General features: G+C 54.6%; 25 protein-coding genes. 7 read left to right on the forward strand and 18 right to left on the reverse strand.

What is annotated here, in order from left to right:
• Positions 1–187: 187 nt before the first annotated feature.
• The 4 genes from ONV78_RS22555 to ONV78_RS22570 all read right to left on the reverse strand — a co-directional run bounded on the left by ONV78_RS22555 (position 188) and on the right by ONV78_RS22570 (position 4,680).
• Complete coding sequence (locus ONV78_RS22555; RefSeq protein ID WP_216736249.1) at positions 188–1,129, reverse strand: agmatinase family protein; 942 nt, start codon at positions 1,127–1,129, stop codon at positions 188–190.
• Between the two features lie 13 nt (positions 1,130–1,142).
• A complete protein-coding gene (locus tag ONV78_RS22560) occupies positions 1,143–2,420 on the reverse strand; it encodes a radical SAM protein (RefSeq protein ID WP_279506591.1) in 1,278 nt (425 codons plus the stop codon).
• Between the two features lie 104 nt (positions 2,421–2,524).
• On the reverse strand, positions 2,525–3,496 hold the full coding sequence (locus ONV78_RS22565; protein WP_279506593.1) for an EamA family transporter: 972 nt from the start codon (positions 3,494–3,496) through the stop codon (positions 2,525–2,527).
• 251 nt (positions 3,497–3,747) lie between these two features.
• Positions 3,748–4,680 (reverse strand): LysR family transcriptional regulator, encoded by a 933-nt coding sequence (locus ONV78_RS22570; protein WP_279506595.1) that lies wholly within the window; start codon positions 4,678–4,680, stop codon positions 3,748–3,750.
• Between the two features lie 109 nt (positions 4,681–4,789).
• Here ONV78_RS22570 and ONV78_RS22575 point away from each other — a divergent pair, with 109 nt between their 5' ends.
• The 4 genes from ONV78_RS22575 to ONV78_RS22590 all read left to right on the forward strand — a co-directional run bounded on the left by ONV78_RS22575 (position 4,790) and on the right by ONV78_RS22590 (position 10,404).
• Positions 4,790–5,839 carry an MBL fold metallo-hydrolase gene (locus ONV78_RS22575; RefSeq protein ID WP_279506598.1) on the forward strand — a complete coding sequence of 350 codons (1,050 nt, stop codon included), beginning with the start codon at positions 4,790–4,792 and terminating at the stop codon, positions 5,837–5,839.
• Between the two features lie 266 nt (positions 5,840–6,105).
• Positions 6,106–7,647 carry a hypothetical protein gene (locus ONV78_RS22580; RefSeq protein WP_279506600.1) on the forward strand — a complete coding sequence of 514 codons (1,542 nt, stop codon included), beginning with the start codon at positions 6,106–6,108 and terminating at the stop codon, positions 7,645–7,647.
• Positions 7,648–7,652: 5 nt separating this feature from the next.
• The gene (locus ONV78_RS22585) at positions 7,653–8,780 is read left to right on the forward strand and encodes a caspase family protein (protein ID WP_279506602.1); all 1,128 of its coding nucleotides are present in this window, start codon (positions 7,653–7,655) and stop codon (positions 8,778–8,780) included.
• The gene (locus tag ONV78_RS22590; protein WP_279506603.1) at positions 8,767–10,404 is read left to right on the forward strand and encodes a hypothetical protein; all 1,638 of its coding nucleotides are present in this window, start codon (positions 8,767–8,769) and stop codon (positions 10,402–10,404) included. Before ONV78_RS22585 ends, ONV78_RS22590 begins: the two co-directional genes overlap by 14 nt.
• A 114-nt stretch (positions 10,405–10,518) precedes the next feature.
• On the opposite strand, the gene ONV78_RS22595 is transcribed toward ONV78_RS22590, so the two are convergent.
• Positions 10,519–10,746 carry a hypothetical protein gene (locus ONV78_RS22595; RefSeq protein ID WP_279506605.1) on the reverse strand — a complete coding sequence of 76 codons (228 nt, stop codon included), beginning with the start codon at positions 10,744–10,746 and terminating at the stop codon, positions 10,519–10,521.
• 341 nt (positions 10,747–11,087) lie between these two features.
• On the opposite strand from ONV78_RS22595, the gene ONV78_RS22600 reads away from it, so the two are divergent.
• Together ONV78_RS22600 and ONV78_RS22605 are read left to right on the forward strand one after the other, a co-directional pair.
• Entirely contained in the window at positions 11,088–11,774 is a 687-nt protein-coding gene (locus ONV78_RS22600) for a heavy metal response regulator transcription factor (RefSeq protein ID WP_279506607.1), read from the forward strand.
• Entirely contained in the window at positions 11,761–13,167 is a 1,407-nt protein-coding gene (locus ONV78_RS22605; RefSeq protein WP_279506608.1) for a heavy metal sensor histidine kinase, read from the forward strand. Before ONV78_RS22600 ends, ONV78_RS22605 begins: the two co-directional genes overlap by 14 nt.
• Positions 13,168–13,192: 25 nt before the next feature.
• On the opposite strand, the gene ONV78_RS22610 is transcribed toward ONV78_RS22605, so the two are convergent.
• The 5 genes from ONV78_RS22610 to ONV78_RS22630 form a co-directional block, all read right to left on the reverse strand.
• Positions 13,193–13,591 carry a hypothetical protein gene (locus ONV78_RS22610; protein ID WP_279506609.1) on the reverse strand — a complete coding sequence of 133 codons (399 nt, stop codon included), beginning with the start codon at positions 13,589–13,591 and terminating at the stop codon, positions 13,193–13,195.
• Between the two features lie 106 nt (positions 13,592–13,697).
• Positions 13,698–14,174, reverse strand: a complete 477-nt coding sequence (locus ONV78_RS22615; protein ID WP_279506611.1) for a hypothetical protein — start codon at positions 14,172–14,174, stop codon at positions 13,698–13,700.
• 121 nt (positions 14,175–14,295) lie between these two features.
• Complete coding sequence (locus tag ONV78_RS22620; RefSeq protein ID WP_279506613.1) at positions 14,296–14,772, reverse strand: hypothetical protein; 477 nt, start codon at positions 14,770–14,772, stop codon at positions 14,296–14,298.
• Positions 14,773–14,861: 89 nt separating this feature from the next.
• Positions 14,862–15,884 (reverse strand): hypothetical protein, encoded by a 1,023-nt coding sequence (locus tag ONV78_RS22625; RefSeq protein WP_279506615.1) that lies wholly within the window; start codon positions 15,882–15,884, stop codon positions 14,862–14,864.
• Between the two features lie 321 nt (positions 15,885–16,205).
• Positions 16,206–16,529 carry a topoisomerase DNA-binding C4 zinc finger domain-containing protein gene (locus ONV78_RS22630; RefSeq protein ID WP_279506616.1) on the reverse strand — a complete coding sequence of 108 codons (324 nt, stop codon included), beginning with the start codon at positions 16,527–16,529 and terminating at the stop codon, positions 16,206–16,208.
• A 242-nt stretch (positions 16,530–16,771) separates the two neighbouring features.
• Between ONV78_RS22630 and ONV78_RS22635 the strand changes: the two genes are divergently transcribed.
• The gene (locus tag ONV78_RS22635; protein WP_279506618.1) at positions 16,772–17,287 is read left to right on the forward strand and encodes a hypothetical protein; all 516 of its coding nucleotides are present in this window, start codon (positions 16,772–16,774) and stop codon (positions 17,285–17,287) included.
• Positions 17,288–17,344: 57 nt separating this feature from the next.
• On the opposite strand, the gene ONV78_RS22640 is transcribed toward ONV78_RS22635, so the two are convergent.
• From ONV78_RS22640 to ONV78_RS22675, 8 genes are all read right to left on the reverse strand, one after another.
• Positions 17,345–18,100 (reverse strand): transporter substrate-binding domain-containing protein, encoded by a 756-nt coding sequence (locus ONV78_RS22640; RefSeq protein WP_279506621.1) that lies wholly within the window; start codon positions 18,098–18,100, stop codon positions 17,345–17,347.
• Positions 18,101–18,227: 127 nt separating this feature from the next.
• The gene (locus tag ONV78_RS22645) at positions 18,228–19,082 is read right to left on the reverse strand and encodes a hypothetical protein (RefSeq protein ID WP_216736264.1); all 855 of its coding nucleotides are present in this window, start codon (positions 19,080–19,082) and stop codon (positions 18,228–18,230) included.
• Between the two features lie 78 nt (positions 19,083–19,160).
• Positions 19,161–20,723, reverse strand: a complete 1,563-nt coding sequence (locus ONV78_RS22650) for an MBOAT family O-acyltransferase (RefSeq protein WP_279506623.1) — start codon at positions 20,721–20,723, stop codon at positions 19,161–19,163.
• A gap of 10 nt (positions 20,724–20,733) precedes the next feature.
• A complete protein-coding gene (locus ONV78_RS22655) occupies positions 20,734–22,419 on the reverse strand; it encodes a carbamoyltransferase C-terminal domain-containing protein (protein ID WP_279506624.1) in 1,686 nt (561 codons plus the stop codon).
• Positions 22,416–22,667, reverse strand: a complete 252-nt coding sequence (locus ONV78_RS22660; RefSeq protein ID WP_216736267.1) for an acyl carrier protein — start codon at positions 22,665–22,667, stop codon at positions 22,416–22,418. The genes ONV78_RS22655 and ONV78_RS22660 overlap by 4 nt, the downstream gene beginning before the upstream one ends.
• Positions 22,664–23,767 carry a cytochrome P450 gene (locus ONV78_RS22665; RefSeq protein WP_279506625.1) on the reverse strand — a complete coding sequence of 368 codons (1,104 nt, stop codon included), beginning with the start codon at positions 23,765–23,767 and terminating at the stop codon, positions 22,664–22,666. Before ONV78_RS22665 ends, ONV78_RS22660 begins: the two co-directional genes overlap by 4 nt.
• Positions 23,757–24,839 carry a cytochrome P450 gene (locus ONV78_RS22670; RefSeq protein ID WP_279506628.1) on the reverse strand — a complete coding sequence of 361 codons (1,083 nt, stop codon included), beginning with the start codon at positions 24,837–24,839 and terminating at the stop codon, positions 23,757–23,759. Before ONV78_RS22670 ends, ONV78_RS22665 begins: the two co-directional genes overlap by 11 nt.
• Positions 24,836–26,494, reverse strand: coding sequence for an AMP-binding protein (locus ONV78_RS22675; protein WP_279506630.1), 1,659 nt, complete (start codon positions 26,492–26,494; stop codon positions 24,836–24,838). Before ONV78_RS22675 ends, ONV78_RS22670 begins: the two co-directional genes overlap by 4 nt.
• Positions 26,495–26,645 lie beyond the last annotated feature (151 nt).

Genomic DNA, 26,645 nt, shown 5'->3' on the forward strand with positions numbered 1-26,645 from the left:
CGCCGAAAATATCGGACAAACTGGGTTCGGTAGAAGTATAGCAGTCGGTCGCTTGAGGAAGGCTACGACATTGAAATAGGCGCCAGAGAAAGTGTGATTGAGAAAACGTGACAGAGAAAGGGCGCAAAAAAACGCCCCCGACAGGCGAGTGCGGAAGGGCCCGGTCGGGGACGAAGGGTTAAATCGGTCAGTCGCGTCGTCTTTCGGTCAAGCCGGCGAGGTAGTTCATGACGAAGTGGGCGGCGACTTCTGCGGTGTTGGAGGCGTCGTCCAGGGGCGGGCTGACTTCCACGATATCCAGCCCGATGGTTTTGGTTTTGCGGGCGATTTCATAGAGCGCGTCGGCCACTTCGTACGCCATCAGGCCGCAGCCGTTAGGGACGCTGGTGCCCTGGGCGAAGGCGCGGTCGAGGCAGTCGATATCTACGGACACGTAGACGCCGTCAGTATCGCGGGAGGCGTGGGCGATGGCTTCCTCCAGCGTGTTACGCCAGCCGTCGCGGCGGATCTCATAGGGCGTGCGCACCATGACGCCGGCCTGTTCCGCCCGCTCCATATATTCCCGCGAATAAATCGGCGCGTTGACGCCCAGCTGTACGCTGCTGGCGTGGCTGTACACGTCTTGCACCGTATACATCCAATGCCCCGAGTGCTCCTGACCTTTCACCGGGGGACGGGAGTCGAAATGGGCGTCAAACACGATCAGACCGAAACGCTGACCGCCGGAACGTTTAAGAAGTCCGCGCAGTATCGGATCAGTGACGGAATGATCGCCGCCCAGGAATACCGGCATGGTCGAGGGCGGCAGGGCCGTGACGGCTTCTTCGATGCGGGAATAGGTCTGGTGAATGTCATTGCTGACGGGCACCGGCGCGCCGCGACGAAAACGCAGGGAAGAAAGGTCCGCGCGCTTGTCCGTGCAATAAAGACTGAAACCGTTCAGCGCCTCCAAAATGGCTGCGGGTCCGAATCGGGTTCCGGGTCGATGGCTCACGGCGAAATCGAAAGGAATCTCCACAAAGGTGATCAAGTCTGAACCGAAGTCGGCGCCGGCGGCGTCCTCTACATCCTTGACCCAGGCCTCGGACACCCATTTCAGCGACTGATCGTTGACAACTCTCTCGTACATGGCGGCTTCCTCATCACACCGGTTGCGTTGTTTGCGTTTTCACCATGGCCCCCTTGCGCGTCAGCTCCACGTGGCCAATGCCGACCGCCTGTTTAGCCCTTTCCACCACTGCGTCGTCGCCGTGTTTGGCGCGCCAGCGTTCGTATTCTTCAACTTTGCGGTTCATGGCGGACAGGTCGCGGCCTTGCCATTGGCGCTCCCGCACAAGGCAGAAGCCGTTTTGATCCGGCGTGCGGATTTTTTCCGCATAGGCGGAGTTCCATACATTTTCCAGCGAATCCTGACGCAAATGGCCGACCAGTCGGGACAGACCGTTGCAGTCGTACACTTCGCCAAACAGATTCACGAACAGGCCGCAGTTAACCTGCCGGCAGCGATATCCGCCGCCCATGGGACGACTGGGGGAATAGATCAGCCCGTATTCCTCTTCGTCGATTTTGCGCATCATCTCAATCAGGTCGTTGGCGCGCTCTTTCTCCAGCAACAGGGATTTATGATCCGCCATGCCTTCGGGGATCAGCGTCATGATGTAGCTGTGCACGTTGTTGTCCCGGCACCAGCGAAACAGGTCCGCCACATCGTCCAAGTCGTGAAATTTCGGTGTCACTACCACGTCGATGGCGAGGCGGGTGGGAATCGACTGGTTGAAACCCCGATCCAACAGCAGACCCATGGCGCTGCGCGCTTTGTCCCCATAGCCGCGTACGCCCACCATGCGATCCTGCACGGCGGTGTCGATGTTGTTGTACTTGAGGAAAACGGATGCGCCCAGTTCATAGAGGCGATCCGCTCCGGCGGCGTCCAAATGGTAGCCGCTGGTGAACAGGACAGTGGTCATGCCCAGACTATGAATGTATTCGACGATCTCCCAGAAGCCGGGATCGATCATTGGCTCGCCGGCGCCGGGAAACTCCACCGTTGTGGCGCCCAGGCGGCGCGCCTGCAGAATAATGTCCTTGCGCTCCTCCGTGTTCAGCTCTATCCGGTCCGGCACATCACTGTAGCGGTCCGGGGTGCGGTCGCAATAGAAACACTTCAGCTTGCACTCGCCGGTCATATCAATGTCCAGGTGCAACAGGCGATTCTCCGCCTGAGCCCGGCGAATCGTCTCCTGGCAGTAATCCGTACCCATCGCCCACAGGTTCTCCAGCCGGCTCTGCGCAGCCTGGATATGCGGGAGGGATTTGCGGTCTACATCGGGGGAGAGACGCAGACTCGGAAGATTATCAGTCCGCTCTTCGGCGGCGTCGATCAGATGTACGTTCAACAGCGTTGAGTGATTCTTATCCATGACTAAATTCCTTTTTGATCCGTTTGTGTTACTGCTATTCCATGAGGCGTATCCCTTTCGTCTTCAGCGCCGTGAGCCCGTGGCGGGCATTGGCGGCTGTGGATTTAGTAGGCGTTCTGAGTGGGTTCTTGCAGCGTCCCTGAGGACTCGTCCAGTTCCTTTTTCGCTTTGTTTTTCTGGGACGAGGACTGGGCGTTTTTTTCTTTTATTGTGATAAGGCAGACGGCGACGATGATGACGCCGATACCGACCATATTGACGACGGTCAGGCGTTCGCCCACCAGCGCGTAAGCGGCCAGCCCGGCCACCAGAGGATCGAACATGCCGATAATGGTGGCGGGTAGGGCGTCTACGTGACGCAATCCGTACATCAACAGCCAATACGGAATGATGGTGGCGATAATCGCGATGAACGCGATGTAGAGGACAACGTCCCCGGAGTAATCAATGGTATGAACGCTGAGCGCGGGCAGCGCAGCGAGCCACAGCAGGGAGCTGACCAGAAACGCATAGAGCGTCACCGTGCTGGCGCCGACGCCCCGTTGCTTACAGGCGTTGCCGAGCATATTGAAGATGGCGAACGCCAGACCGCAGGCCAACCCCACCAGCACTCCCGCGTTGAGGGAGAACAACTCCGCTTCGCCGCCGGTGAGCAGGAAGCAGCCCGCCACGCTCAAAGCGACGATGCCTGCGTCGCGAAAGTCAACGCGGCGTGAGGCGAAAGCGACGCTGATCAACAGCACGAAAAATGGCGCGGTGTATTCCAGGGTGATGGCCGCCGCCACGCTGATCATGCTGATGGCGTAGTAAAAAGTGATGTTCACGGCGGTGAAAGCCAGGCCGGTGGCGATCAGCAGGGGAATCGCCGATTTACTGACCCGAAAGGTGGCGGGCTGCGTCAGCAGCATGGCCAGCGAAAATACTGCGCAGGCGACCAGGGAACGCACCGCCGTTAGATCCAGAGGCGAGATATTCGCATGGAACAGTACTTTGGCGAGAGCGCCGGCGACGCCGAACAAAATCGCCGCGACAGTGATCGCGGTAATGCCGAGAGCAAAAGGGTGATTTCGCCACATATCGAGTTCCTTCCGTTGCAATCCATGTTTCTGGCAGCGATATACGGGCTTCGTAAGCCGCCCCGCCTGTTACGCCACACGCGCCGAACCCTATCGACGATGTTGCAGCGACCCCGTCAGGCGACGCTATCGTTGCGCGACAAGGCGAATAAAAAGGGGGACGAATTCATACTACGCCTGTTTCCAGCTCGCTGGCAACAGGCAAAGTTGTCACTAAAAACAAACGCTTAGGATCTTAGTTAGAGGCGTTTTCAGAGCGCCATGGCCTCCTGCAGACATTCCTCTATCACCGACATCAGCCAGCGCAGGGCCGGGTCTTTATCGCGGGTGGCGCGCCATACTAAATCCACGCTGGTGTCCGCCAGCGCCAGTGGCGGCTCCGTCGCGCGCAGCCCCGACGCGGCGCACATGCAACTGGCGACGACCTTGGGTACGGTGGCGAGGGCGGGAATCCGCTTGAGGATCGGGGGCAGGGTGGAAAAGCGCGGCAGCGCGAACTGAACGGTGCGCCGCAGGCCCATTTCCGCCAGAGCGACGTCCACATTGCTTTCAAACGCGCCTTTGTAAGTCACCATCAAATGCGGGTGACTGACATATTGCTCCAGCGTGAGGGGCTCTGTGATGGCGACCTGGGCGGGATCGTAAACGGAAAGAAAGCCCATGGAGCACAGGCGTTTGCGCAGCATCCAGGCGGGTCCGCCGTCCATGAAGCAGGAAACGCCCAGGTCCATGCCATTCTGCTCCAGCATGGCGGGTCCCTGAAAAGGGTCGACGGATTTAATGGCGAGGCGGATCGCCGGCGCCATCTGATGCAGCTTGGCGATTAGACGCGGCCCCAGCCAGACTTCCACCCAGTCCGACATGCCTACAGTGAAGACGCCTTCGCTGGTGACGGGGTCGAAGGTCGACGGCTCGAACAGGGCGGAATGGATTTTCCCCAACGCCGGCAGCAACTCTGCTTCCAGTTGCAGCGCTTTCACCGTGGGGGACATGCCCTGCGCGGTGCGCACCAGAATCGGATCGTCAAACAGCTCGCGCAGTCGCGACAGCGCCCCGCTTACCGCAGGTTGCCCCAGATGCAGTTTTTCCGCCGCACGGGTGACGCTGCGCTCACGCAGCAAAACCAGCAGGGTGACCAGTAAATTAAGGTCGACGCCCCTAAAATCTCTTTCAGTGATATTCATTATTGTAACAATCGATTTGAGTGATAACTGCGAATATTGAATCATTGCATCCGGTCAAAGGCAATGGCGAAATCGCCGCGCCGCAGTAAAAATTTTTTAAGGAAATACTATGTCTACCTCTTCTTTCCGCACCCCTTTCCATACTTCCCACACCGCTCAAAAAACACCCCTGGCGCGCAGTTTGTTTCTGGGCGCTGCGTTACTGACCGCCGGAGTATCTATGACGACGCTATCCGCTTACGCTGAATCCGCTACGAACGCCAAATCCACCCAGGCTGTTGCGGCGGCGCAAAGCAACCCTGGCTATTACGGCATGAAGCTGGGCGACTTCAAAATTACGGCGGTTTCCGACGGCTCCGTGATGGTCGACTTCACCAAACTGATGAACAACACCACGCCGGAAGAAGTGACGCGGCTGCTGGCCCGCCATTATCTGGGGCCGCAGGTGGAAACCTCCATTAACACCTTCGTGATCGACACCGGCGACCATGTGGCCATCGTGGACACTGGCGCAGGGGATATCTTCGGCGACAAGGGCGGCCACTTGCTGGACAACCTGAAAGCCGCCGGATACCAGCCGGAGCAGATCGACGCCGTACTGCTGACCCACATCCACGGCGATCACTCTTCCGGGCTGACTCGCAATGGCAAGATGGCGTTCCCCAATGCGACGGTCTATGTGGATCAGCACGATGTGGATTTCTGGATGAATCCAGCCAACAAAGCCAAGGTGAATGACACCCTGAAACGCGGCTTCGACTGGGCGGAGAAATCCGTCAGGCCCTATATGAACGCCAATAAAATGAAAACCTTTAACAGCGATGGCGAGTTGTTCCCAGGCGTCAAAACCGTCGCCACGCATGGCCACACGCCCGGACACACGGTGTACGAAGTGGAAAGCCAGGGACAGCGCATCCGTTTCCTGGGAGATCTGCTGCATATCCGGGACATCCAGTTCGCCAGACCGGAAATCACCATCGATTTCGACGTCGACTCGCCAGAAGCCGCCCGTCAACGACTCGCCGCCTTCAACGATGCGGTGGAAGACGGTTACCTGGTGGGCGCAGCGCACATTCCATTCCCTGGCGTCGGCCATGTGCAGCGGGACGGCGGCGCGTTTGAGTGGATTCCGGTGAACTACAGCGCGCAAGTGAAATAGCGCCCGTTTTATCTCTTAACAGGGTCTGAGCGTTTCAGGCCCTGTCTTGCCTGCGCCTGCTCCCCGGCATGGGGGAATCCCCCTCACAAAACAACTTCTTCATCTATACTAAAACTAACGCCTTTCCTGGGCGCCGGATGTATTTGCGGGCTGTAGGCGATGGACGCGAAGGGAAGTTCAGCAGCCGATGCGGGATGAACCTTCGCCGTTATGGAAGGCGGCTTCTGAGAACATGTCATGGCAGGGTCAGCTTGAAGGAGGTGCGCATGTTCATTTCCAAAAACCATATCATCCACTTGGCGGACGGGCGATTACAGCCTGCATCCACCACCTCTGCGGCGGACGTGCGCCATATCGTGCGTCAGGCGCTGCAACAGAACCCGGCGGCGGGAATCGTCATCCACTTTCACGGCGGACTGGTCAGCGAAAACAGCGCCAGGGAAACGGCCGAGCAGCGACTGTATCCCTTATATGCCGATAAAGCCGGCGCTTATCCCATATTCTTTGTGTGGGAATCTGGATTTTTCGAAGCCCCCCTGAATAACCTGAAGGAAATCGCCAACGAAAAAATCTTCAGGGAATTCGTGAAAAAAATCTCCGAATGGGTGCTGAAGAAGCTTCCCGCAAGCGTTGGTATAAAAGGCGCAGGGGGAGTGGGGGTTAATGAAATCAAGCTGCGGCAGGAGTTCGACGACTGGTTCGCCGGGCGCAGAGACACACCGCCTGACGCCCTGCATAAATCCGCCGGCCTGTCTGACGCGGTGATCGCCGCCAATACCCGCAGCGCAGTGCTGGATGTGGACGAACTGAACGCGGATATTACCGATAGCATAGAGGGTGATCCGGTCTTTCAGGAGGCGGTGACGGAAGTCTATAACGGCCTGCAGCCGCGAAATGGTCTGCAATCGGCCACGCGGTCAGAGGGGACAAGGGTGGCCTCCAATTCGCAGATCAGCAAGGAAGCGGCGGATCGCCTGTTCGAGCCTGAGCCGGCAGAAACCACCAGAGGGTTTGGCGCTATCGCCTGGTGGAAAGTCGCCAAGGTGGTCGCCGCTATAGTTCTGCGCGTTATTCGGCGTTTTCGCGCCGGGCGGGCGCACGGGCCCTACGTTACTCTGGTGGAGGAGGCATTGCGAGAACTGTATATCGACAAAATTGGACGCTCGCTCTGGTGGGACCGAATGAAGAAAGACACCGCCGACGCCTTTGCTGAAGGAAATGAATATGGCGGCCATGTCTTTCTGTCTGCGCTGAAGGAAGAACTGGAGGGCGTGCAGACGCCGCCCAGAATCACGTTGGTCGGACACAGCACCGGCGCCATCTATATCTGTCATCTGTTGAGAAGCGCCGCCCGTCTGTTGCCCAATCAGCAGTTTGACGTCCTATTCGAAGCGCCGGCCGCCACCCATGCGCTGATGGCGGCGACGGTCGCTGAACATGGCGGCAGGATCAGTCATTTCCGCCAGTTCGCCATGTGCGATGAGCGTGAGGCGGGAGATACTCTGGTTCCCATACTGTATTGCAGCTCATTGCTGTACTTCGTCTCAGGCATGCTGGAGAACGAACCGGACGAGCCGCTGGTCGGCATGCAGCGCTATCTGAGCGAGAGCGACGTCTACAACGCCGATGCCTTCCCGAATATCCAGGCCTGTCGCGAGTTTTACGCCAAATACCCCAACAGCCTGGTGTGGTCGCCCAGCGTTGCAGGGGATGGCCGCAATAGCGACGGCCGAAAGCATGGGGACTTTGATGACGAGGACCCCTGCACCATGGGGAGCGTGGCGTACATTCTTCAACATGGGTACTAAGCGCCATGGCCACTAATGATTACGCTATTCTGGTGGGCATCAGCCGATATGCGGACCCTGATCGCCTGCCTGACCTGAAAGGCCCGGTTCGTGACGTTGAGCTGATGCGCAACTGGCTGACGTCGCCTGCCGGCGGGGATGTGCCGGCGGCTCAGGTCATAGAAATCGTATCCGACGAAACCGGCATGACGCTGGCTGATCTGACAGCGAAGGATGACGGCGACGACAGCGCCATGCCGCCGCTGTTCCAGGATTTCTTCAAGAAGTTTCTCAAACTGATCAGCAAGCCCGATCGCAGCGGCTACGTTTATCGCCAAGGTCGGCTTTATCTGTATTTCTCCGGGCACGGCTTTTGTGAGAAATATCGCCGTGAAGCCCATGCTGCGTTATTCGTAGGTAATAGCAGTCCGATAGAAAACTGGAATATCTACGGCACCTATTTTGCGCAATGGACCAAGGATCAGGGGCTGTTTTCTGAGATCGTGCTGATCATGGACTGCTGCCGTGACGCGAAATTAACGCAACGACCTATGCCGCCGCCCCTGCCGCAACCCACCAATATCGGCGTCAGCGTCGCGCCAAAGCTGTTTGAACTGTATGGGGCGCCGCGAGGAGGCAAGGCGCAGGAGCGCGCCATCGCCGCTCGCAATGGCGAGGTGCACGGGCTGCTGACACACGCTTTTCTGGATGCGCTGGAGCATGCGGAGTGGGGAAAAACGGAGGTGCCTTCCCAGGCGGTGAAGAATTATCTGGAAAGTCAGTGGAGCATACTTTGCGAGGGAAGTCCGGCGGACCCGCCGGAGGTGGTGGTTCCCACCATTGGCGAAATCCATTTCCAGCGCAAGGCCGGTAAGTTGAAGCCGCAGCGCTTCAAAGTGAAGAACTGGAGCGATGGCGAGAAAGTCCGAATCGTGAACGGCCAGTTTGAAGTGGTCGCCGAGCTGATACTTAACGGGGATCAGGTAAAAGTTAAGCGTGAGGCCCAGTTTGGAGGCGACGACAGCGAGGAGCTGGTTATTGCCGTCGTCGATGGCGAGTTTGAACTGCCGTTGCCAGTTTCTCTATTGATGGCGACCGGCGGCGCTTCGATTCAACAGAAATTTGAAACCGGAGGTGACGATGTCGAACTCTAAAGCATCCGTTACCGTCAATATCGCCGACCGCCAGGGTGAAATCGAAGTGGTGGACAGCGCTTTTCAGGTGGTGGCTAACGGGTTTGGCGCATTGACGGTGGATCTGGCGCCGGGACTGTATAAAGCGCGCGCGCAGGCTGGCGGCGGCCGCACGGAATCATTGTTCCTGGTTGAGCCGCAAGCAAAGACGCTGACAGTGCCTCTGAACGCTATCGACTTCGCCAACCCTGCGCCGGTGCAGGAGGGCGAGGATTGGACCAGGCGTCAACAATCGGCGTTGTTTGATCTGGTTGCAAGTGAACCAGAGGATGTGGGACTGGGATGGGACGGCGGACTGTTACTGAGTCTGCGCCAGGACATACATCCCGATCACGACGAGGGGCGAAGCGCGGACCGTTTGCGCACCGTCATGGATCGACTGCAGCTGCGGGACGCCATGGGTAATCAGCTCGCTGACTTTCGCCGCAAGGAAGTCCATTTGCCGGAGCTGGGGCTGTCCGCCGTCAACCTTAAGCTGAAGGCCGGATACTATCTGCTGGGCTATCAGGATGAGCAGGGCGAAACGGTTTTGACGCCTTTTTATGTTGTGACGGGGTGGCGCAGTCAGATCTATTTTCAGCTTCCTGACGAGGGGCCTTTTGGTTATCAGGACTTCAGCGATCGGGCTATGTTGATGACGCCTTCGGGAATGGGTCTGCCACATTACGAACTGCGACGGTATTTAAGGCTTACCGAGATTGCCCGTTATGCATTGTTGCAGGGGCGGCAGGCCATTACCCGGGAGGAAATGAACGCGCTGTTGCAAGACAAGTTCTTTAACCCGCTGTTTGGACTGTTCGCCGCCCACTTGCTGCTTTTGAGTCCGCGCCCCAATCAGGACCTGCTGGAGACGGTGATACACAACACCGCAGGAATGATCGGCGTTGATAATCCGGATATCCAGGCGTTGAGGCTGGCCTTGGCTGGGCTCAAAGGGGAATCGCCGCTCGCCTCACAGGGCGTGAGTTTTCCGCCCATGCTTAGCGCCAGTTGGAGAGCGCTGCTGGATTGCCCTGCCATGGTGGTCGCTAATCCCGTTTTGCGTGAAGTGGCGGCCAGGCAAGTCGCTCAGGGCCCTTGGCTGGCCTGGAAGCTGGAAGAGGAGGTGGGTGGTCGCATTGTGTCTCGCTCTGGCGATTCTGTGCTGTCGCCCAAAATATTGGAGCTGACCTTAAATGTCCCTTCCAAAGTATTGGAAAAACTGAATATTTTCACCAAAAACTATAATTTTACTACTCTGACCAGTCCGTCATGGGAACTGCCAGACACGACTCCCGCGTCAGAGAAAGATGTGCTGCAAGCCATCAAGGATCTTGCCTGCAATAATCCCTGGAACGAGATTATTCGGGCGCACAAGAAGGCGGTTCGCGAAGGGCAGGGAGGGCTTCATCTGACCAATCTGCAATTCTCTCTGCTGCCTATGCTGCAGCTGATCAGGGAACAGTTGGAAGAAGGAGACGATTTCACTGTGGAGGAGTTCAGGTTGATGATGTCAGGGTTGCATGTGCCCCTTGTCGTTGCAGCCGAGGCGTTACAGGATTTGACCGAAAAGCTGGCGACCATTGCAGCGCCGTCCGGCGGCTAGTCGCCTGGCGCTCAAAAAAAGGGGGCTGGGAAGCCCCCGACTGAGTGGACATCTCAGGTGGAACCGTTGTGTGATGTCTGATCGCTCTAAATGCTAAGGGTGTTGGAAAAAGTATTAAGACTGGGTGTCGTTGCTGGGCGCGTCGTCAAATATAAAGCGCTTGTGCTGAACCGCAGTGTGGCCCATTTGATTGGCGACGGAGCTGCCGGACTTCGCTGTGGAATGCGTCTTTTGTTCCGCTTTCTTTTCCCACAGGTAGCCGCCGCCTTCTTCGCTGGCGCTTGCAGTCATGGCGTAGCTGGTCGCCATCAGTGTCGCTAAAATCATTGCTTTGGTTTTCATGGTTTCAATTCTCCAGTTACAGGGTGTGTATCTCGTTAAACCTTTACGGACAGTATTTTTCGCTACGGGTTTGGCCCGGCTTAATCCGAATCCTTTTGGTTTCCGCTGCTAGCAACTCCCTCGCAACAGGCCGGCTGCGCCGGTAATTCGAAAAGGATGGCGACACTATGTCGCGTCGGCGCTGACGGAGGCATGACGCATGGATTACAGGGTCGTAATGCGGCCGTCATCTTTACGCACGGCGCCACGGGTTATCTTTGCGCCGCCGCGCCCGCACGCGCGGCTCGATTCCCCCTCACATGTCCCTTATGCGACAACCCCATGCAGCCCGGAGGCGCAACATGAAACTGCTGGTCGTGGAAGACGAAGCGAAAACCAGGGAATACCTGCGGAAAGGCCTGACGGAAGCGGGCTTTGTCGTCGATACCGCCGCCAATGGTCTGGATGGCCGGCATTTGGCCATGACGGAGCAGTTCGACCTGATCGTGATGGATATCATGTTGCCGGACCTGGACGGCTGGCGTTTGCTCGCCTCCTTGCGGGAAGCGGGCAACGCCACCCCGGTTTTGTTTCTGACCGCCCGCGACAGCGTATCGGACCGGGTGCAGGGGCTTGAATCCGGCGCCGATGATTACCTGGTGAAGCCGTTCGCCTTCTCCGAACTGCTGGCGCGTGTGCGCAATATTCTGCGGCGAGGCCTGGCGCCTTTAAGCGGAAACCAATTGAGCGTGGGTGATTTGACGTTAGACATTTCCCGTCGCAGCGCCCGTCGCGGCGACGCGGATATCCAGCTGACCACGAAAGAATTCACCTTGCTGGAGCTGTTCGTGCGGCGTCAGGGGGAGGTGTTGCCGCGGTCGCTGATCGCCTCCCAGGTGTGGGATATGAATTTCGACAGCGACACCAATGTCATTGATGTGGCGGTGCGTCGCCTGCGCATGAAAGTGGACGATGGTCATGATATTAAATTGATCCAGACCGTACGGGGCATGGGCTATCGGCTGGACGTGCGTAATGAGCTCCACTAAACGTCCTTTGCCCCTCGCGGTCCGCATCACCGCGCTGGTGGGGATCGCCATCCTGGCGGTGTTTCTGGTATTCGGCTGGCTGATCGAGCGCACCATCGACCAGCACTTCATGGAGCAGGACAGCGCGGTGCTGAAGGAAGCGGCGGCGGTGGTGGAGGACATCCTGTTCCAGCACTGGCCCGCTGAAGATATCGATATGTTGCAGCGCAAGCTGGATCGCGCGCTGCCTGGCCGCCTTGGCGTTATCTGCAAACTCAGCAAGCCCTCCAGTGAAGTCATCTATGCGTCCCCTGAGTTTCGCGGCAGAGGGTCGCCAGGGGATCTGGAAGTGCTCACGGTCATTACCGCGGACAACCTGCGTATGTGGCGGGACGGGCAGAATCTGTACCGGGGCATTCGGCTCAAATTGAGCGCGCCGGAAGCCGCGCCGTCTTCCTACTATCTGGTGACGCTGGCGCTTGAAATCAGCGCCCACCGTAAATTCATGAAGAGCTATCGCCATACCTTATGGGCGTCCACTTTATTGGCGGCGCTGGTGGGGATCTGCGGCGTTTGGGTCGGCGTGGGCAGGGGGCTCGCGCCGCTGCGGCGGGTCAGTAATCGTATTCGAGGAGTGTCTTCAGACCGGCTGCACGTTCGTTTGGAGCTGGATGCCGCGCCGATCGAACTGGTGGAGCTGGCCGCTTCTTTCAATGACATGATGCAGCGTGTGGAAACCTCCTATCAGCGCCTGTCCAATTTCGCGGCGGATATCGCCCATGAATTGCGCACCCCCGTCACCAACCTGATGACGCAAACTCAGGTGGCGTTGAGCAAAGGGCGGGGCGTGGAGGAATATCGAGAGGTGCTTTATTCCGGCCTGGAGGAGTTCGAGCGCATTTCCAAAATGATTGACGACATGCTGTTGCTGGCGCGCACCGAAAGTGGCCTGGGACGCTTGTCGCTGGAAAAAGTCAGCTTACGCCAGGAAGTGCAGGACCTGTTAGACTACTTCGAAGCCTGGGCGGAAGCCCAGGGCGTATCGCTGACCCTCAAGGGACGCTGCCGCAAAGTGCGGGGAGACCGCATGATGCTGCGCCGCGCGGTCAGCAACCTGCTGTCCAACGCCATACGCCACACTCCTGAAGGCGGAACCGTCTCAGTATCCCTGTGCGACACCCCCGGCTTCGCCGTGGTCAGCGTCGCCAACCCCGGCCCCGGCATACCGCCGGAACACCTGTCCCGCGTGTTCGACCGCTTCTACCGTGTCGACGACTCCCGCTGCCGCACCGACGAAGGCGCCGGCCTGGGACTGGCCATCGTCAAATCCATCGTAGAAGCCCACGGCGGCTGCATCGCCGCCAATTCAGAGCAAAACCACACGCAATTTGTGATGAAAATGCCGGGCAAGTAAAGCGCGCCCTCAGGGCGCCGGAGTCTTATCCCCCGTGCACCGCGGCGAACTCCGGGTAGAGAATAAAGTTATGGATGAGTAATGGAATCAGCCCGGCAAACATAATGACGGTGCTGACAACCAAAACATAACAGAGACAGATTTGAAATCTTGAAGCGTGAGCGCGAAAGTTAATGGTCTTCCTGTAAACGCTTTTCTGGTAATTGAAACGCCCATCCACAAACCTTTTGGCAAGCCCTTTAAGAGGCCTGCCTTTGTAAGGCTGCAGCAAAATACCTGATACATAGTTGAATAGTCGAATCAGGAAACTGACATAGAAGATGCCTTTCTCCAGCGTGAACTGCTGAATCTCAAACTTCTTATCGAAAGGCCTGACGATGGAGAAATAAGCCACAGGCAACTGAATAAGCAGAATTGAGAACATGACCAGCGCCCAGATAAGCAGCCCGTAATGCCAATAAATGTTCGGGCTTAACAAGAACTCTGGGGGCGACGTGGGCAATTTCTGTGACTCAAGACGGTAAAAGAGGTTAGCTATTTCGCGCTCCGGCGAAGTCAGGGTAGAGAATAAAGTCATGAATGAGCAAGGGGATTGTTCCTACAAACAATATGACGGTGCTGACCAGCATGATATAGCACAGCGCGATTTGAAACCCGGAGGCATGGGCGCGAAAGTTAACGGTCTTCTTGTAGACACGTTCCTGATAGCTGAGGCGCCCACTGACAAATCGTTGTGCGAGACCTTTCAAAGGCCTGTCTTTATAGGGCTGCACTAATATCCCCGCCACGTAATTGAAAAGCCGCAGCAAAAAGCTGACATAGAAAATTCCTTTTTCCAGCGTGTAATGTTTAATCTCAAACTTTTTATCGAAGGGCCTGACGAGCGTGAAATAGGCGACAGGAAGCTGAACTAATAATATTGAAAATAAAACCAGCCCCCAAAATACCCAATAGTAGTGCCATATTGGGTTTGGGCTGAGAAGTAGCTCAGGTGGGGCGTCAGGCAATACGTTACTCCTGTCAAAATATGCGGCGGCATGGGGCCATACTACCAGCACGGACCCAACTCATGTGCGGACTTCGATACAAATGCAGAGTAACAGCGGTCGTCATGAAGGTAGTGGAACTTTAGCCGCCATGCGCTGCAGCGAAGTCAGGGTAGAGAATAAAGTTATGGATAAGCAACGGAATCATGCCGCCGACCATCACGATAGTGCTGGCTACTAAAATGTAGCTCAGAACTATTTGAAGGGGATTGGCGGAGGATCGCATATTAATTCTCTTTTCATACAGCTGATCCTGATGACCAAACTTGCCATCAATGAGCTTTCTGGCGATTGGGTTGGAAAGCTTGCCGCGATAAGGCTCAAATACAATCCCGTGAACGTAATTGGTCAGGCGGACGATAAAGCTACCGTAGAAAATCCCCCTCTCCAGAACAATATTCTTCATTTCGAACTTCTTGTCGAAAGGTCTGACTAAGGCGAAATAAGCCAGCGGAAGCTGAATGAGCAGCACTGAAAACAAGACCAGCATCCAAAATACCCAATAGTAATGCCATAGTGGGTTTGGGCTGAGGAGCAGCTCATGTGAGGCGTCAGACAATATGTGTCCTCCTGTCATGCGCGGGTTGTCGCCGAATAGGCGAATATATCCGCCTTGTTATTAAACTACAAAAAGTTGCTATATTGATATTAAAAGCCAGGTGCAATGTGCTGTAGCCTTGGTACGTTTCGGTAATTCTGAAACTGCATATCAACAAAGTCGTATGTGTTACCAGCTGCATATTTTGCCATATAGTCCAACGATACAGCAGCTGCCCCAATCACAATAATAGCTATAATCCAGCCTAGTGGGCCGAGGGCGAGGCTGAGGGCATATAAGCCGCCTATGTAACCAACATAAAATGAAGCGCCAAAACCGGCCGCCTCCATCATCGTTTGTCGATATCGGTTGTCTGCAAGATATATGTTTCTGGCTCGGAGTCCAAGGTCGAGAAAAACTAAACCTTTTCCAACATAGTTTAATGCTTTCAGGCCGGAGGTTATTTGTCTGCCTTGAGTTGAACCTGTAAGGGTCATATATCGGCCGCGGCTTGCCAATTTCATGGCGCGTCTCGAACTATACGCAGGATGGCGGGCATGGTTTGCAGAAGCTTTTCCAATGTACCGCTGCATGATATTGCCAAAACGTTGGTTAAGTTCCTTATACGCATTTTTGATCTGCGTCTTAAGCTTGGCTTTTTGTAAGTTGGGCGCTTTTCCGTATTGTTCTAATAACACTTCAATTTCGTTAAGTGCTTTGACGAAACCTTCTGTTCTGGTGGCTGTGGCGCCTAATCCGGCTCCGCCAAATGTATTAAGATCTCCTGCGTGGCTATACCAGTCTTGATCTTTCAAAAACTCCATAATGGCTTGGATTAGGATTATTGACTCATTACCACCTAACTCTGCTATGCCATTAAACGCAGCATCAGGCATGCACTGTAGTTGAGTTCTTAGAGACTGGTATTCGTTTCTTAGAATAGGGTTGCAGTGAACGTCCTGATTCAGAATCACTAAGTCGTTTCTAGGAAAGGTGGGCGTTTTAATTAAATCTTTGTTGAACTCCATAACATAGTCCATACGCTGCTGCATGGTCATAGAGTTGTTTGCGGGGAAATCATTTGCCATTGCCCTGATCGGGTCGCCTTGTTTAGCGATATAAACGTCTGCCATTTTCCTTATTCCCTAAAGTTGAACCTAATTGGAGAAGATTGAGGGGCAAGATTTTTTCTTCCGGAAGGGGCTATCGTCAATCAAGCAAAGAGGATAGGGGAAAACCCTTGGAGGACAAAAAACCGTTAAATAACTCACGACTGAACACTAAAAGTCAAAAAAGGTAATGTGATAGGTTGTCAAATATACAGGCTTGGCTCGCCTCTCTACGGCTACCGCATCGCCGCCAACTCCGAGCAAAACCACACGCAATTTGTGATGAAAATGCCGGGTAAGTATGGGGGGCTTTTTAAGGCCCCAATCGCCTAACAGCCTTTTCTATCAAGCCGCCCGCACTCCGGTGCATTTCGGAGAGGCGCTGCAGCTGAAGAATTCGCGGCCGGCGCTGGGGCCTTTTTTGATTCGGCGGCTGACCATCTGTGCGCCGCATTGGGGGCATATTCTGATTCTGTTTGCGGGCTTGAGTTCGTTGGTCTCGGCGATGCGCATGATGGGGAGTGGCGTGGAGGTCGGCGCTTCCTCTTGCTGGGTTAGGCGTTGTATCACGCTGTTGAACCAGGAGGTTTGTAATAGGGCGATAATGACCGCCAATGGGGCTAAAAACCAGAATTTGAGCACCAGCTCAAGCGCTAATGAAGTGTCCATGTTGCTTCCTGCTTTTATCTTTCCGGATTGTTCTTGTTTTGGAGAAGTATAGCCCATCGGCATGGGGCTGGGCGGCGTTGGCCAGGCGAATCGTAGTTATTACGGTATGGATAGTGGGGTTGTACAAAATATGATCTTTTTATAAAGGCTTCGCCTGTTTATTCACGCCTATATTGATAATCGGCTCATGCAGTTTTTTGGCGCCGAAGGAGCAATCTTTCTCACTGCAAGGAGTGTGTCCCATGGCCAAATCCCACAAACAAATCATCGAAGCGATCGCCCAGCGTATGTATAGACGTCGTCTGCGGGAGGCGAACACCAGCAGAAGCGGTTTCACGATGTGTTACGCGGTATCTGCAGTTACGGGCCGCTGCTATGTCGGCTACAACATGGCGGAATTGAATACAACAGACTGGGGAACTGGCGGGTGCGCGGAAAACCGCGCGGCTTATCTGGCGATGGCCTATGGCGAGGCGCTGGATGATATGGTGTTTTTCGCCATGAACGACAACAGCGAGTATTTTAACGCCTGCACCGATTGCCAGCGCTGGCTTTGCGGAGCCCATCAAGGGCGGGGATTTCTGAAGAACCAGAGTCAGGAGTGGATGATCTGTACGACTCGATTTCATTCCGCGTCAAGCGCTTATGTTGAAGCCCCGCTGACAGAGGATGAACAGGAAACGCTGTTTGCAGCGGGGGACGAGATTGATGAGGATTCCCGCGAATTCTACAGAGATATCCGCTACAGACAGGGCTGATCCGCCAGGGAGCCTCTGAAAAACTATCTGTGGCCTCGCCAACGTTTTTCAGGGCGGCTAGTTTTTCGGATCATATTTCCCGGCCAGCAGATCCGCCATGTAGCGATCATAGATCCCCTCTGCGCGGATTTGCTTGAGTCCCTCATTGAACATCAGCATCAGACGTACGGAATCCTTGTGGACTTTGGGGAACAGCAAGCTCAGGCGGGTGGTGGCGAGGGGCTTTGGATTGTAGGTGATGGACTCTCTGATCGCCTTGGGAAACTTCTGGCGCAGCAATGTCAGGCCTGCGACCGGGCCCATCAGGCACAAGTCGATGCGATTCAACGCCAGCATATTGAAGTTCTGTTCGTCCTCGGGGACTGTGCTTACCCGCAACATGCCAGACTCCGCCGCCGCCCAAAACTCCTTTGTGTAGGTATAACCAATGGTGGCTCCGATACTGTATAGGCGAAGGTCGTCGAGAGAGTTCCAGTCGTCTAACGGTGTGGTTTTTTGGTGGAAAAAGACAATGTCTTCCTCCGCCACGGGATCGCTGCAGAAGAAATCTCTCTGGCGTTCTTCGCTGCATATCCAGTACGAAGCGGCGTTGTGCAGCCCTTGGCGCGCCTGTTCATAACTGCGCGCCCACAGATAATACTCAAACGTGACGTCGATGCCCTGGCGCCTGAAAGCCTCGGTAATAATGTGTCCGATAAAGCCGTTATGGGGACCTTTCTGAGAGGCCCAGGGAATATATTCGCCAGTGGCGATGGAAATGGTTTCCCGGGCCTGGACGACATTGGATAGCGCCGCCTGTGCTATCCCCAACATGACAAAAAAGGCGCATAAAACGTATTTAACGCAATGACGGTGCGTCTGTTTTGGAAGTACGGGGATATCCATGTGGCGCTTGCTGGCTTTGGCTGCGAGAGCGAATCTAAATGCTTGTAAGAAAAGTCTAGTTGAATTTAAGGTCGCCGTGGTCGCGCATAGGGTGCTTATCTCCTGACTTACTGATTTGTACAAGATATTGCAGATAGTTGGCTCCCAACTCCGGGCTAAAGTGATTGGCGTCTTGCCATAATCTGGGCTTATTCAGGAACTCGCGATCGTATATTTCCGAGTAAGACACCAGACTCTTATTCTCTCCCAGCACCCTGTCAATCTCCGTAATCAATTGGTCAACTTCTTCTGGGTTAAGAAGATCTGGATGTACTGGAGGGATGAAAAGAATCACGTTGGTCTTGGGGCTGGCCTTGCTTTGTATACGCTTAATCGCCAGCGCTATGTCTGTCGCATATCGTGAAATATCGCGATATTGCCGGTACACCCTTTTGTCGAATGTGCTTACTTCCGTGAAGTAGGGGCCTGCGGCGCTGGAATGGCCGCAGTCAAACTTAGTCTGAGATTTGGGCTTGAACTGATCCAATAGGGCCTGTGAAGAAATGAAGAATGTCCTCAGGCTGATCAGTTTGGCGATAAGGTCTTTTTGCGCGGACAGGATCTTCTCTGGCGGCGTGTATGGCAAAGCCTCCACAAGAATGGCGTCAAACTTGTTCAGGTTTACCGCGTAGTCGACCAGGTATTCAGTTTGCGCGGAAGTAATACTGCTGACGCCAATGTTAAGTACAGAGTTAAGAGCGCAGGTGTCGAAGCCCCTCATGACGCGAGAGGACCCTATCAGCACCTTGGTGGCGGATGTCTCCGCAAGCGCCGTTTTTATCTCTTCAAAGTCAAGGCGCGTATTTATCTCATCGTAAATCGCAGGTTCGTCTGCGACCTCCGTGACCCATCCCAGACCCAGTGGGTCCATTAAAATATTCACCGGAAGAACCACGGCGTAACAGAGGAAGACGACACAGGCGATGCACCTAATATAACGGGTCACTGGTTACCCGCCATAGCTGAAGCTGGAGCCGTTATTGGTGAAGGATAGGGAGATGCACAGCAATACCCCCGCGGCGATGGCGGCGCGCATACGATTGCTCCAACGCGCTTTCATATTGTCCTCTTCGTTTTTCTCCAACAGACCGAAAATCTGCATTGAGTTTGGGCAGTAAAACGTAATCAGGGTGACGAGCAATATATGAAGCATGCTGAGGTCCGGCGAAAGCGTCGGTTGTGCTATTTCATAACGATTGACTGTGGTGAGAGTGGGAAAAAAACTGTAGTACTCGATCCATGCTCCATGGAGATACCCTGACAGGAAATCGAGTCTGTCGGACACGAAAAGAGTAGGGTTGTGAGTCAGCATATTGGTGAAGGACTGCACTATCTCAAAGTCAGGGTGGGTGAACTTCATGGCGCAGAGGCAGATAAAGGTCAGCAAAATAGCTCTGGATAGTAGGCTTGGCGTGCGAGCTGAGGCGGGTTTACGTCTTCTAAATACAAGCGATGAGGACTCTACGCCCACGATCGTAATGGCGACGCCCAGGCTGATGGCGACTGTAACGATATCCGGCGCATGCCAGACGCCCACCACGCCGAAGGAGCAGAATACGGCCCCGGCCCAGGCGAGCAGGTAACGCGTATTCAAGTCCTTTATCGGTGTCCTTTTCAGCATTAGATAGACGGGCTGAAATACATATTGCCTGACAAACGCCATGAAGCTCATATGCCAGGACATTACATATTGCTGGGGCGTTCTGGCTTTGAGAGGCGAATTAAAATTGACGGGCAGACGCACCCCGAATAGCAGAGCGATGCCAATGGCCATGTCAGAGTAGGCGGAAAACACATAGTAAAAACTTAGCATGCCGCCCCAGAAAATGTATAAAAGTTCTGAGATGGAATAGTAGGTTTCCGGATTGATATTGCTCACCTGCAATAGTGCGCCGGTCATGCTCTCAATAGGGTCTGCGATCAGGGTTTTCTTCGCGAAGCCGAGAATGAACAGGCTGACGCCAAGGTCAATGTTATAGGGAGAAATGGACGACGAATCGTCCTGCTGCAACTGTCCCATCATGTCCTTGTAGGTAATGATTGGGCCCGAGGTCAGCGTGGCGAAGAAAAAGGAGAAGAACAGGTAATCGCTGATCTGGATTGGTTTTACCTGCCCGCTGGCGGAATCGACTATCGCTGTGACCTGCTGCAGCGAATAGAACGCCAGACCCAGTGGAAGCAGGAGAGACTGAGCCAGATCCCCATCAAAGTAGACCGTTCCGCCAAACAGTTTATAAAAGATAAGTGGCGTTAGGCTGAGCGAGACCCCGATCAGCTTATACAGGCGTTTCCGATGAGGGGAGACTTCCATGCCTCGAATCAAGTGGTAGTTGATTAATACCACGCCCAGCAAAATGCCAAATGAAACCCGATCTGCGATGGCGAGGAACAGCATCGAAGCCAGGGCGACGCAGAGTCTGCCGTATCTTGGGGCGACTCTTCTACACAGTGAGAAGAGGCAGAGGATCGCCGGAAACACCAGAAGGTAAAAGGTCAGGTAGGAGATTTTCATCCCTTCCGCGTTACCTCTTTTTCTGAATGTAATGAGCGTCCAGAAGAATCGCATCTAGGTCTGTGGACATCAGTACCGAAACGGCGTCGTGAGCCGAGTGGATAATGGGCTTTCCCATTACGTTGAAACTGGTGTTCAAGAGGACCGGCGCGTTGGTTATTTCGCTAAAAGCGTTTAGCAGACTATGGAACCAGGGCGATACGCCGGCGGAGACGCTTTGCAATCGTCCTGTCCCATCGTGGTGCACGACAGCGGGAACCAGAGAGCGCTTTTCTTCTCTCCACGGAAGCGCGAAAGACATATAGGGAGAAGGTTGTGCGTCATCAAACCAATCCTGAACCAGTTCTTCTGGTAAGGCGGGAGCGAAAGGGCGATATGACTCTCTACCTTTAATGATCCCGTTAATTCTGTCTTTCATTTCAGGCGCTCTTGGGTCCGCCAGAATGGACCGGTTTCCCAGCGCGCGTGGACCGAACTCCGCGCGCCCACGGGCCACCCCTATGACTTTTCCTGCGGCAAGCTCATGGGCGATCAAGTCCACGCTTCCTTCAGGCAGCGGAGTGACTGTAAGCCCGGAATAACGCACTACGGCGTCAATCTCTGTGGCGGCGATTGACGAACCGAGGTAAGGCGATAGATGGCCATGTGGCAATTGGGTAGTTTTGTTATCCTCGGCCCAGGCGAGGATGGCGGCGCCTAGAGAGTTGCCATCATCCGCCGGCGCTGACGGAGCATGGACTTGCTCGAAACCATGTTGTCGTTTGACGCCGCCATTGTAGAGGGAGTTCAGCGCACACCCCCCGGAGAGCAGCAGGTTGCATGCGTCTGGGTATTGATCCTTTATGTCATCGAGGATGTGGTCGACGAGTTCCTTATAGGCCTGTTGTGCGGACATCGCGAGGTGGGCTTGGCTTAAGATCGGATCTTCAGGCTTTCTGGCGAGTCGCTGCAAGGCGCTTACGACTGTCTTGATCCGGTCTTTGTCTGATAGCAGCAGCCGACCTGCGTCGACTTGCATGATTGATTTGATTTCCTCGACAAGTTTCTCATCCGCCTGGCCGTAGGCGGCTAATCCCATTACTTTCCATTCTTCGCCGTGACGGGTGCTAAACCCGCACAGCTCTGTCAGCCAACCATAAAGCGCGCCTAAACTACCGGGTCCCCACGAGCGCCAAGCCCTTCTCAGCACGCTATCGTTCAATTCGAATAAGCTGGCGGCGCCCACTTCTCCTTCGCCATCCAACACCAGGCAAAGACCGTCTGAAAACGGCGAAGAGTACAACGCGTTGGCGGCGTGACACATATGATGATCATAGTGACGCACTTCGCCCAACATGCGTTCTCCCAAAATCATTCGACAATGATTTCCCGCTCTGGCCTGAATATAGCCCTGCTGGCGCCGAATCCATTCACCGAGCGAGGCGGGCAACAGCGCATCGGATATCTGTACGGGTAGTTCCTCCTTGATGGATTTCCAGCTGGTGGCGACTAGAAACTCTGCTCGGGGGTCGGAAGCTATTAAGGGTTTCAGGACGCTCTCAATGTGTCCTATATGGTCCGGCATGACGCCCCAGGCTCTCTTGTCCTGCAGAAAGCGTTCAGTCGCCTCGGCGAAAATCACCAGCCCATCGCTATTTACAATGCTGAAAGAAGGATCATGGCCGGAGGTGGACAGTCCAATGTAATAACGACTCATACAGGCTGCGCCATCTTCAGCAGCGCGTCGGCGACTTCATTGGCGGTGCGGTATTCGAACATGACGATGGGCTCAATCTCGATTCCGAAATGATCTTCAAGACGTCCGCAAATCAACACCGCATATAATGAGTCTACGCCAATCGAAGCCAGCGGCGTATCGCCAAATAGTTGTTCTCGGGACGTCTTGGTCAGTTCAGATGCGCGATCAAGGATAAAACTAACGATATATTCTTTTTCCAGTTTCATTGATCAGGGCTCACAGTTAATAAAGTTAATGCTCTGGCGATGTGATTACTCTCGTCGTACTGCTTATTGAGGACGCGCAAGCGAGGGAACTGCTTTAAAAACCTTGGAATAAATTCACTGATAATGCGTTTGGAAAGCGGCGCGCCAATGCAGAAGTGCGCGCCATGTCCGAAGCTGTAGTGTCTCAAGCGCGACTCAGGTGCATCAGATTCCGTCAGGGCCGCTTTGGCGATATTAATCATGACGGTATCGCCCTGACGAATAACGATGTTTCCTAATCTGCGTGGTTCCGCCGCCACTCGATGAATAAATCGCGGCGCGGCGCTTTGGTGAAGTAAGAGCGGCAGGCTTTCGAGAATATGCGCTGGTTCAGAAGGGGGAGGTGGGCCATCCCGGTACAGGATCTCAATCATATTGCAAAGCGTCTGCGCCAGAGGCGCTACCGCAGCATAGAGCGTGATGACGAGAGCGATTTTCTCCTCATGAGACAGCGGCGCGTCGTCATCCGCTAATAAGCTCGCCAAAACGCCGCTGGCTGGTGTTTCCAACTTAAGTTGTTGCTGGATCTGTTGGGTTAACCATTCCAGTTCGTTATTGATACGCGCCAGATTGTTCAGGGACAGCATAGGTTCGATCAAACGCTGCAGAACCATGGCCAAGCGGTCGAACTTTTCGGCTTCGAGAGGCGCTAATCCAAGCAGTGGCTTGATGATCCGGGTAAATATGGGCTTCCCGACAAGCGCGACAACGTCAAAGGACGTATTGGGTAGTTTTTCCAGAATAAGGCCGGTTTGGGTGACGATGACGTCATCCATCTCTTTCAAAGCTTGCCCGCTGAGGTAGCGAAGGCAGATCTCTCTTAGCCGTTTATGTTTTGGACCTTCCAGGAAAAACGGCGAGTTATCGACGTACATTTTCAGAAAGCGCAAGTCCACAGGGGCGTGCGCTTCCAATTTGCGCAGGAAACCGGGGAGATCCGGGACCCTGAATGCCTTATCTGATAAAACGGTCGCGGCGTCATGATAATCGTCAAGAATGACGATGCCGTTCTTCTCTTCAAATTTGCTTCTGCGCGCCTGGATTTCTTCTTCAGCAAACATAGGCTGGGATACTCGCAGGTCGTTTGGCGAAGGTGGATTTCTTGTACTGCACAGCTTCGGGATCTATGTCGATAAGCTCCAGAGTTGAATAGATGATGGGAATCATTGCGCTAAGAACGACCTTGGCCAGATTAGCCCCAGGACATCGGTGGCTGCCGCCGCCAAAGGCGATGTGGCGGCATTGACGGCTATGCTCCAGCCCCGAAAAGCGGCTATCAGGATAATAATCGGGGTCACGGTTGGCGGAGGGGACATGGATGAGAATTTGCTCCTCCGCTGCGACGGCTAGGTCATCCAAATTGACTGGCTCTTTGGCGACGCGGGTCAAATACTCTGTAGAAGCGCAAAGCCTTACCATTCCCTCGATATGCTCTTCAACCCATTGAGGATTGCTTAGCAACACATGACGAATACCGGGCTCCTTACTGTTTTCCAGCATGATTCCCGCCAGCGTCTCCGTTGTGGTGCGAGACGCTATCACCAGCGTCGCCATGAGTATCAGCAGCTCTTCCTGATTCAGGTGGTCCCCCTGCTGTTGCATTGCGAGAAGGATTCCGGGGCTGAGCGTGCGCCATTGGCCGTTGATCATGTCCCTCAGTGATAAAAAGGCGTTTTGTAGCGCTTTCAAACGCCTTATTGGCAACAGTGGCTCGGTAATCGCGGCGGTTGCGTCGATCAACGCCAGGAATTTTTCTCGGTCTGGGATATCAAGACCAAACAGCTTGCTGATCATTGCAATAAACAGCGGGTCGCACAGGTCACTGACCAAATCCACCTGCGGCCTATGCTTTAGGCCCTGCAACAGCTCTCGCGTGACGGCCAGCAGACTTTGTTTATCCATCATCACAAGTCCCTGCTGCAGCGAGGACAGAACGACTTTCTTCAATGCGAGATGCGCAGGGCCTTCCATAAAAGACAGCATGGCGCGAACGACGCGGAGGAGGTAAGAGAAGTCCTCTCCGCTTTTCTTGTTCAGCTTTTCCACATAGTCTTCGATGGAAAATGCGGCCATCTTCTTATGGCTTAAAAGCTTGAGAGCTAACTCCTGGCTTTGTATCGCCTCTGGCCTCATACGACCTGTTCCGCGTAGCTGCGACGCACAAGTTCCGCCTGCACCTTACCGCTCGACGTTCTGGGCATTGAGCCTCTCGGAAGTATGGATACGTCGATAAGGCTGACGCCAAACTCATCAAATACCTGGCGTTTGATTAAGGCGATCTTCTCTTCATCAAACTCGGCGGTTTTGTTTTTGGTTTCAATTAACATTGTCAGACGATGGTCGGGCTCACGTTTGTATAGCACGCAGGCGTTGGGGTTCAGTGTGTGGATTATGTTGGCTGCGTTTAGCGCCAGATCATTGGTGAATATGTTTTTGCCATGGATGACTACCATGTCTTTTTCACGTCCGGTGATGAACAGGTAGTTGTCTTTGATGAAACCGATATCTCCTGTGTCCAGCCAGGTTCTTCCATTCTCCACGAATGTGGGCAATGGCGCGTTGACGTAACCTTCCGTCACGCTGTCGCTGCTGATGAAAATTTTGCCGGCTTCTCCCGCCTCCTTGTCGCTGCCTCCCTCGGCCGACAAAATTCTTATGTGATCAAACGTACGTCCAAGGTAGCAGCCTTCGCAAGTGGTGAGGTCGTTGCTGCGTTGGGCGAATACCTCAGGCAGATCTTCCCAGACCTTTTCTCCTCCCACATAAAGCGTACTCTCCGCGAGTCCATAACAAGCCAGCACAGAACGGGGATGCAGCCCGGCTGCGCTGAACCGCTTCCTGACATTCTCCAGTAGCTGATGCGGCACATAATCAGCGCCGCAATACGCCGCTTGCCAGCAGGAAAGATCCAGTCCGTTGATAAACTCATCCGGTGCGATATCCAGACATAGTTGATAAGCGAAGGCGGGCCCGCCGCTGATGGCTGCGCGGTACTTGCTGACGGCGGCCAGCCAGCGCAACGGCTGCTTGATAAAATCAACGGGGCTCATCAAGACACACTGCATGCCCGATATGAGCGGATAAATAATGCTCCCAAACAGTCCCATGTCATGGTAGTGAGGCAGCCAAGATAACATGTTCTTCTCGGGCGCGAAGCGCCACTTTTCAGCGGAAATACGCTGGTTTGCGAGGATATTTTTCTCTGTGACTTTGACGCCTCTTGGCGCTTTGGTTGAGCCGGACGTGTACTGAATAATGACGGGCTCATGAGGAAAGGCGAACGGCGTTATCGTCGGCTCTTGAACCGACGCGTTTTGCTGACCGTCGACGTCATCGCCGCTAGTGGGGATATGGATTAACTGAAGCCCCTCGGCGCTTGCGGCATTCTCCTGAAAATACGCCAGTGTGTTTGCGTCGCAGATGACATGGCGCGTACGACTGTCCTCCATGATCGCCTGCAGTCGGCTCATCTCCTTGGTTGATCGGGGCGCTGGCACAGGAATAGCCGTTGTGCCGGAAAACAGACATCCCAGCAACGCTACTACAAAGTCGCAGCCTGGCTCCATGGAGAGTAAAGCCACGTGAGCGCCATTCATAGCGCGGCGCAAGCGTTCTGCATAGGCGGCGCTTGCGGAGAGCAGCTGACTTGGTGAATAGCGGGTTTCGCCAAGCTCTCCGCCTTTGTTCAGATAGGTCAGAATGTATTCTTGTGGGCTGCTCTTCAGCCCCTCGACAAGTAATGCGGCAACAGATTTTTCTTGGTTGTTATGACGTATTTTGTCGTCCATGAAGTTCCCTTGAAAAAGTTTATTGTTATACCTGACTGCACTCTTATGACTTCTGTTAATAAATCTAGCGCCCCTTCCTGGGTTCTTCCACTTGGAGCATGAAAAAAACGCGCAGGAAGCGGCTCGTTCAGCTTGCCACATTAGCCGCTTA

The organism is Hahella sp. CR1 (assembly GCF_029813005.1).
GTDB lineage: Bacteria > Pseudomonadota > Gammaproteobacteria > Pseudomonadales > Oleiphilaceae > Hahella.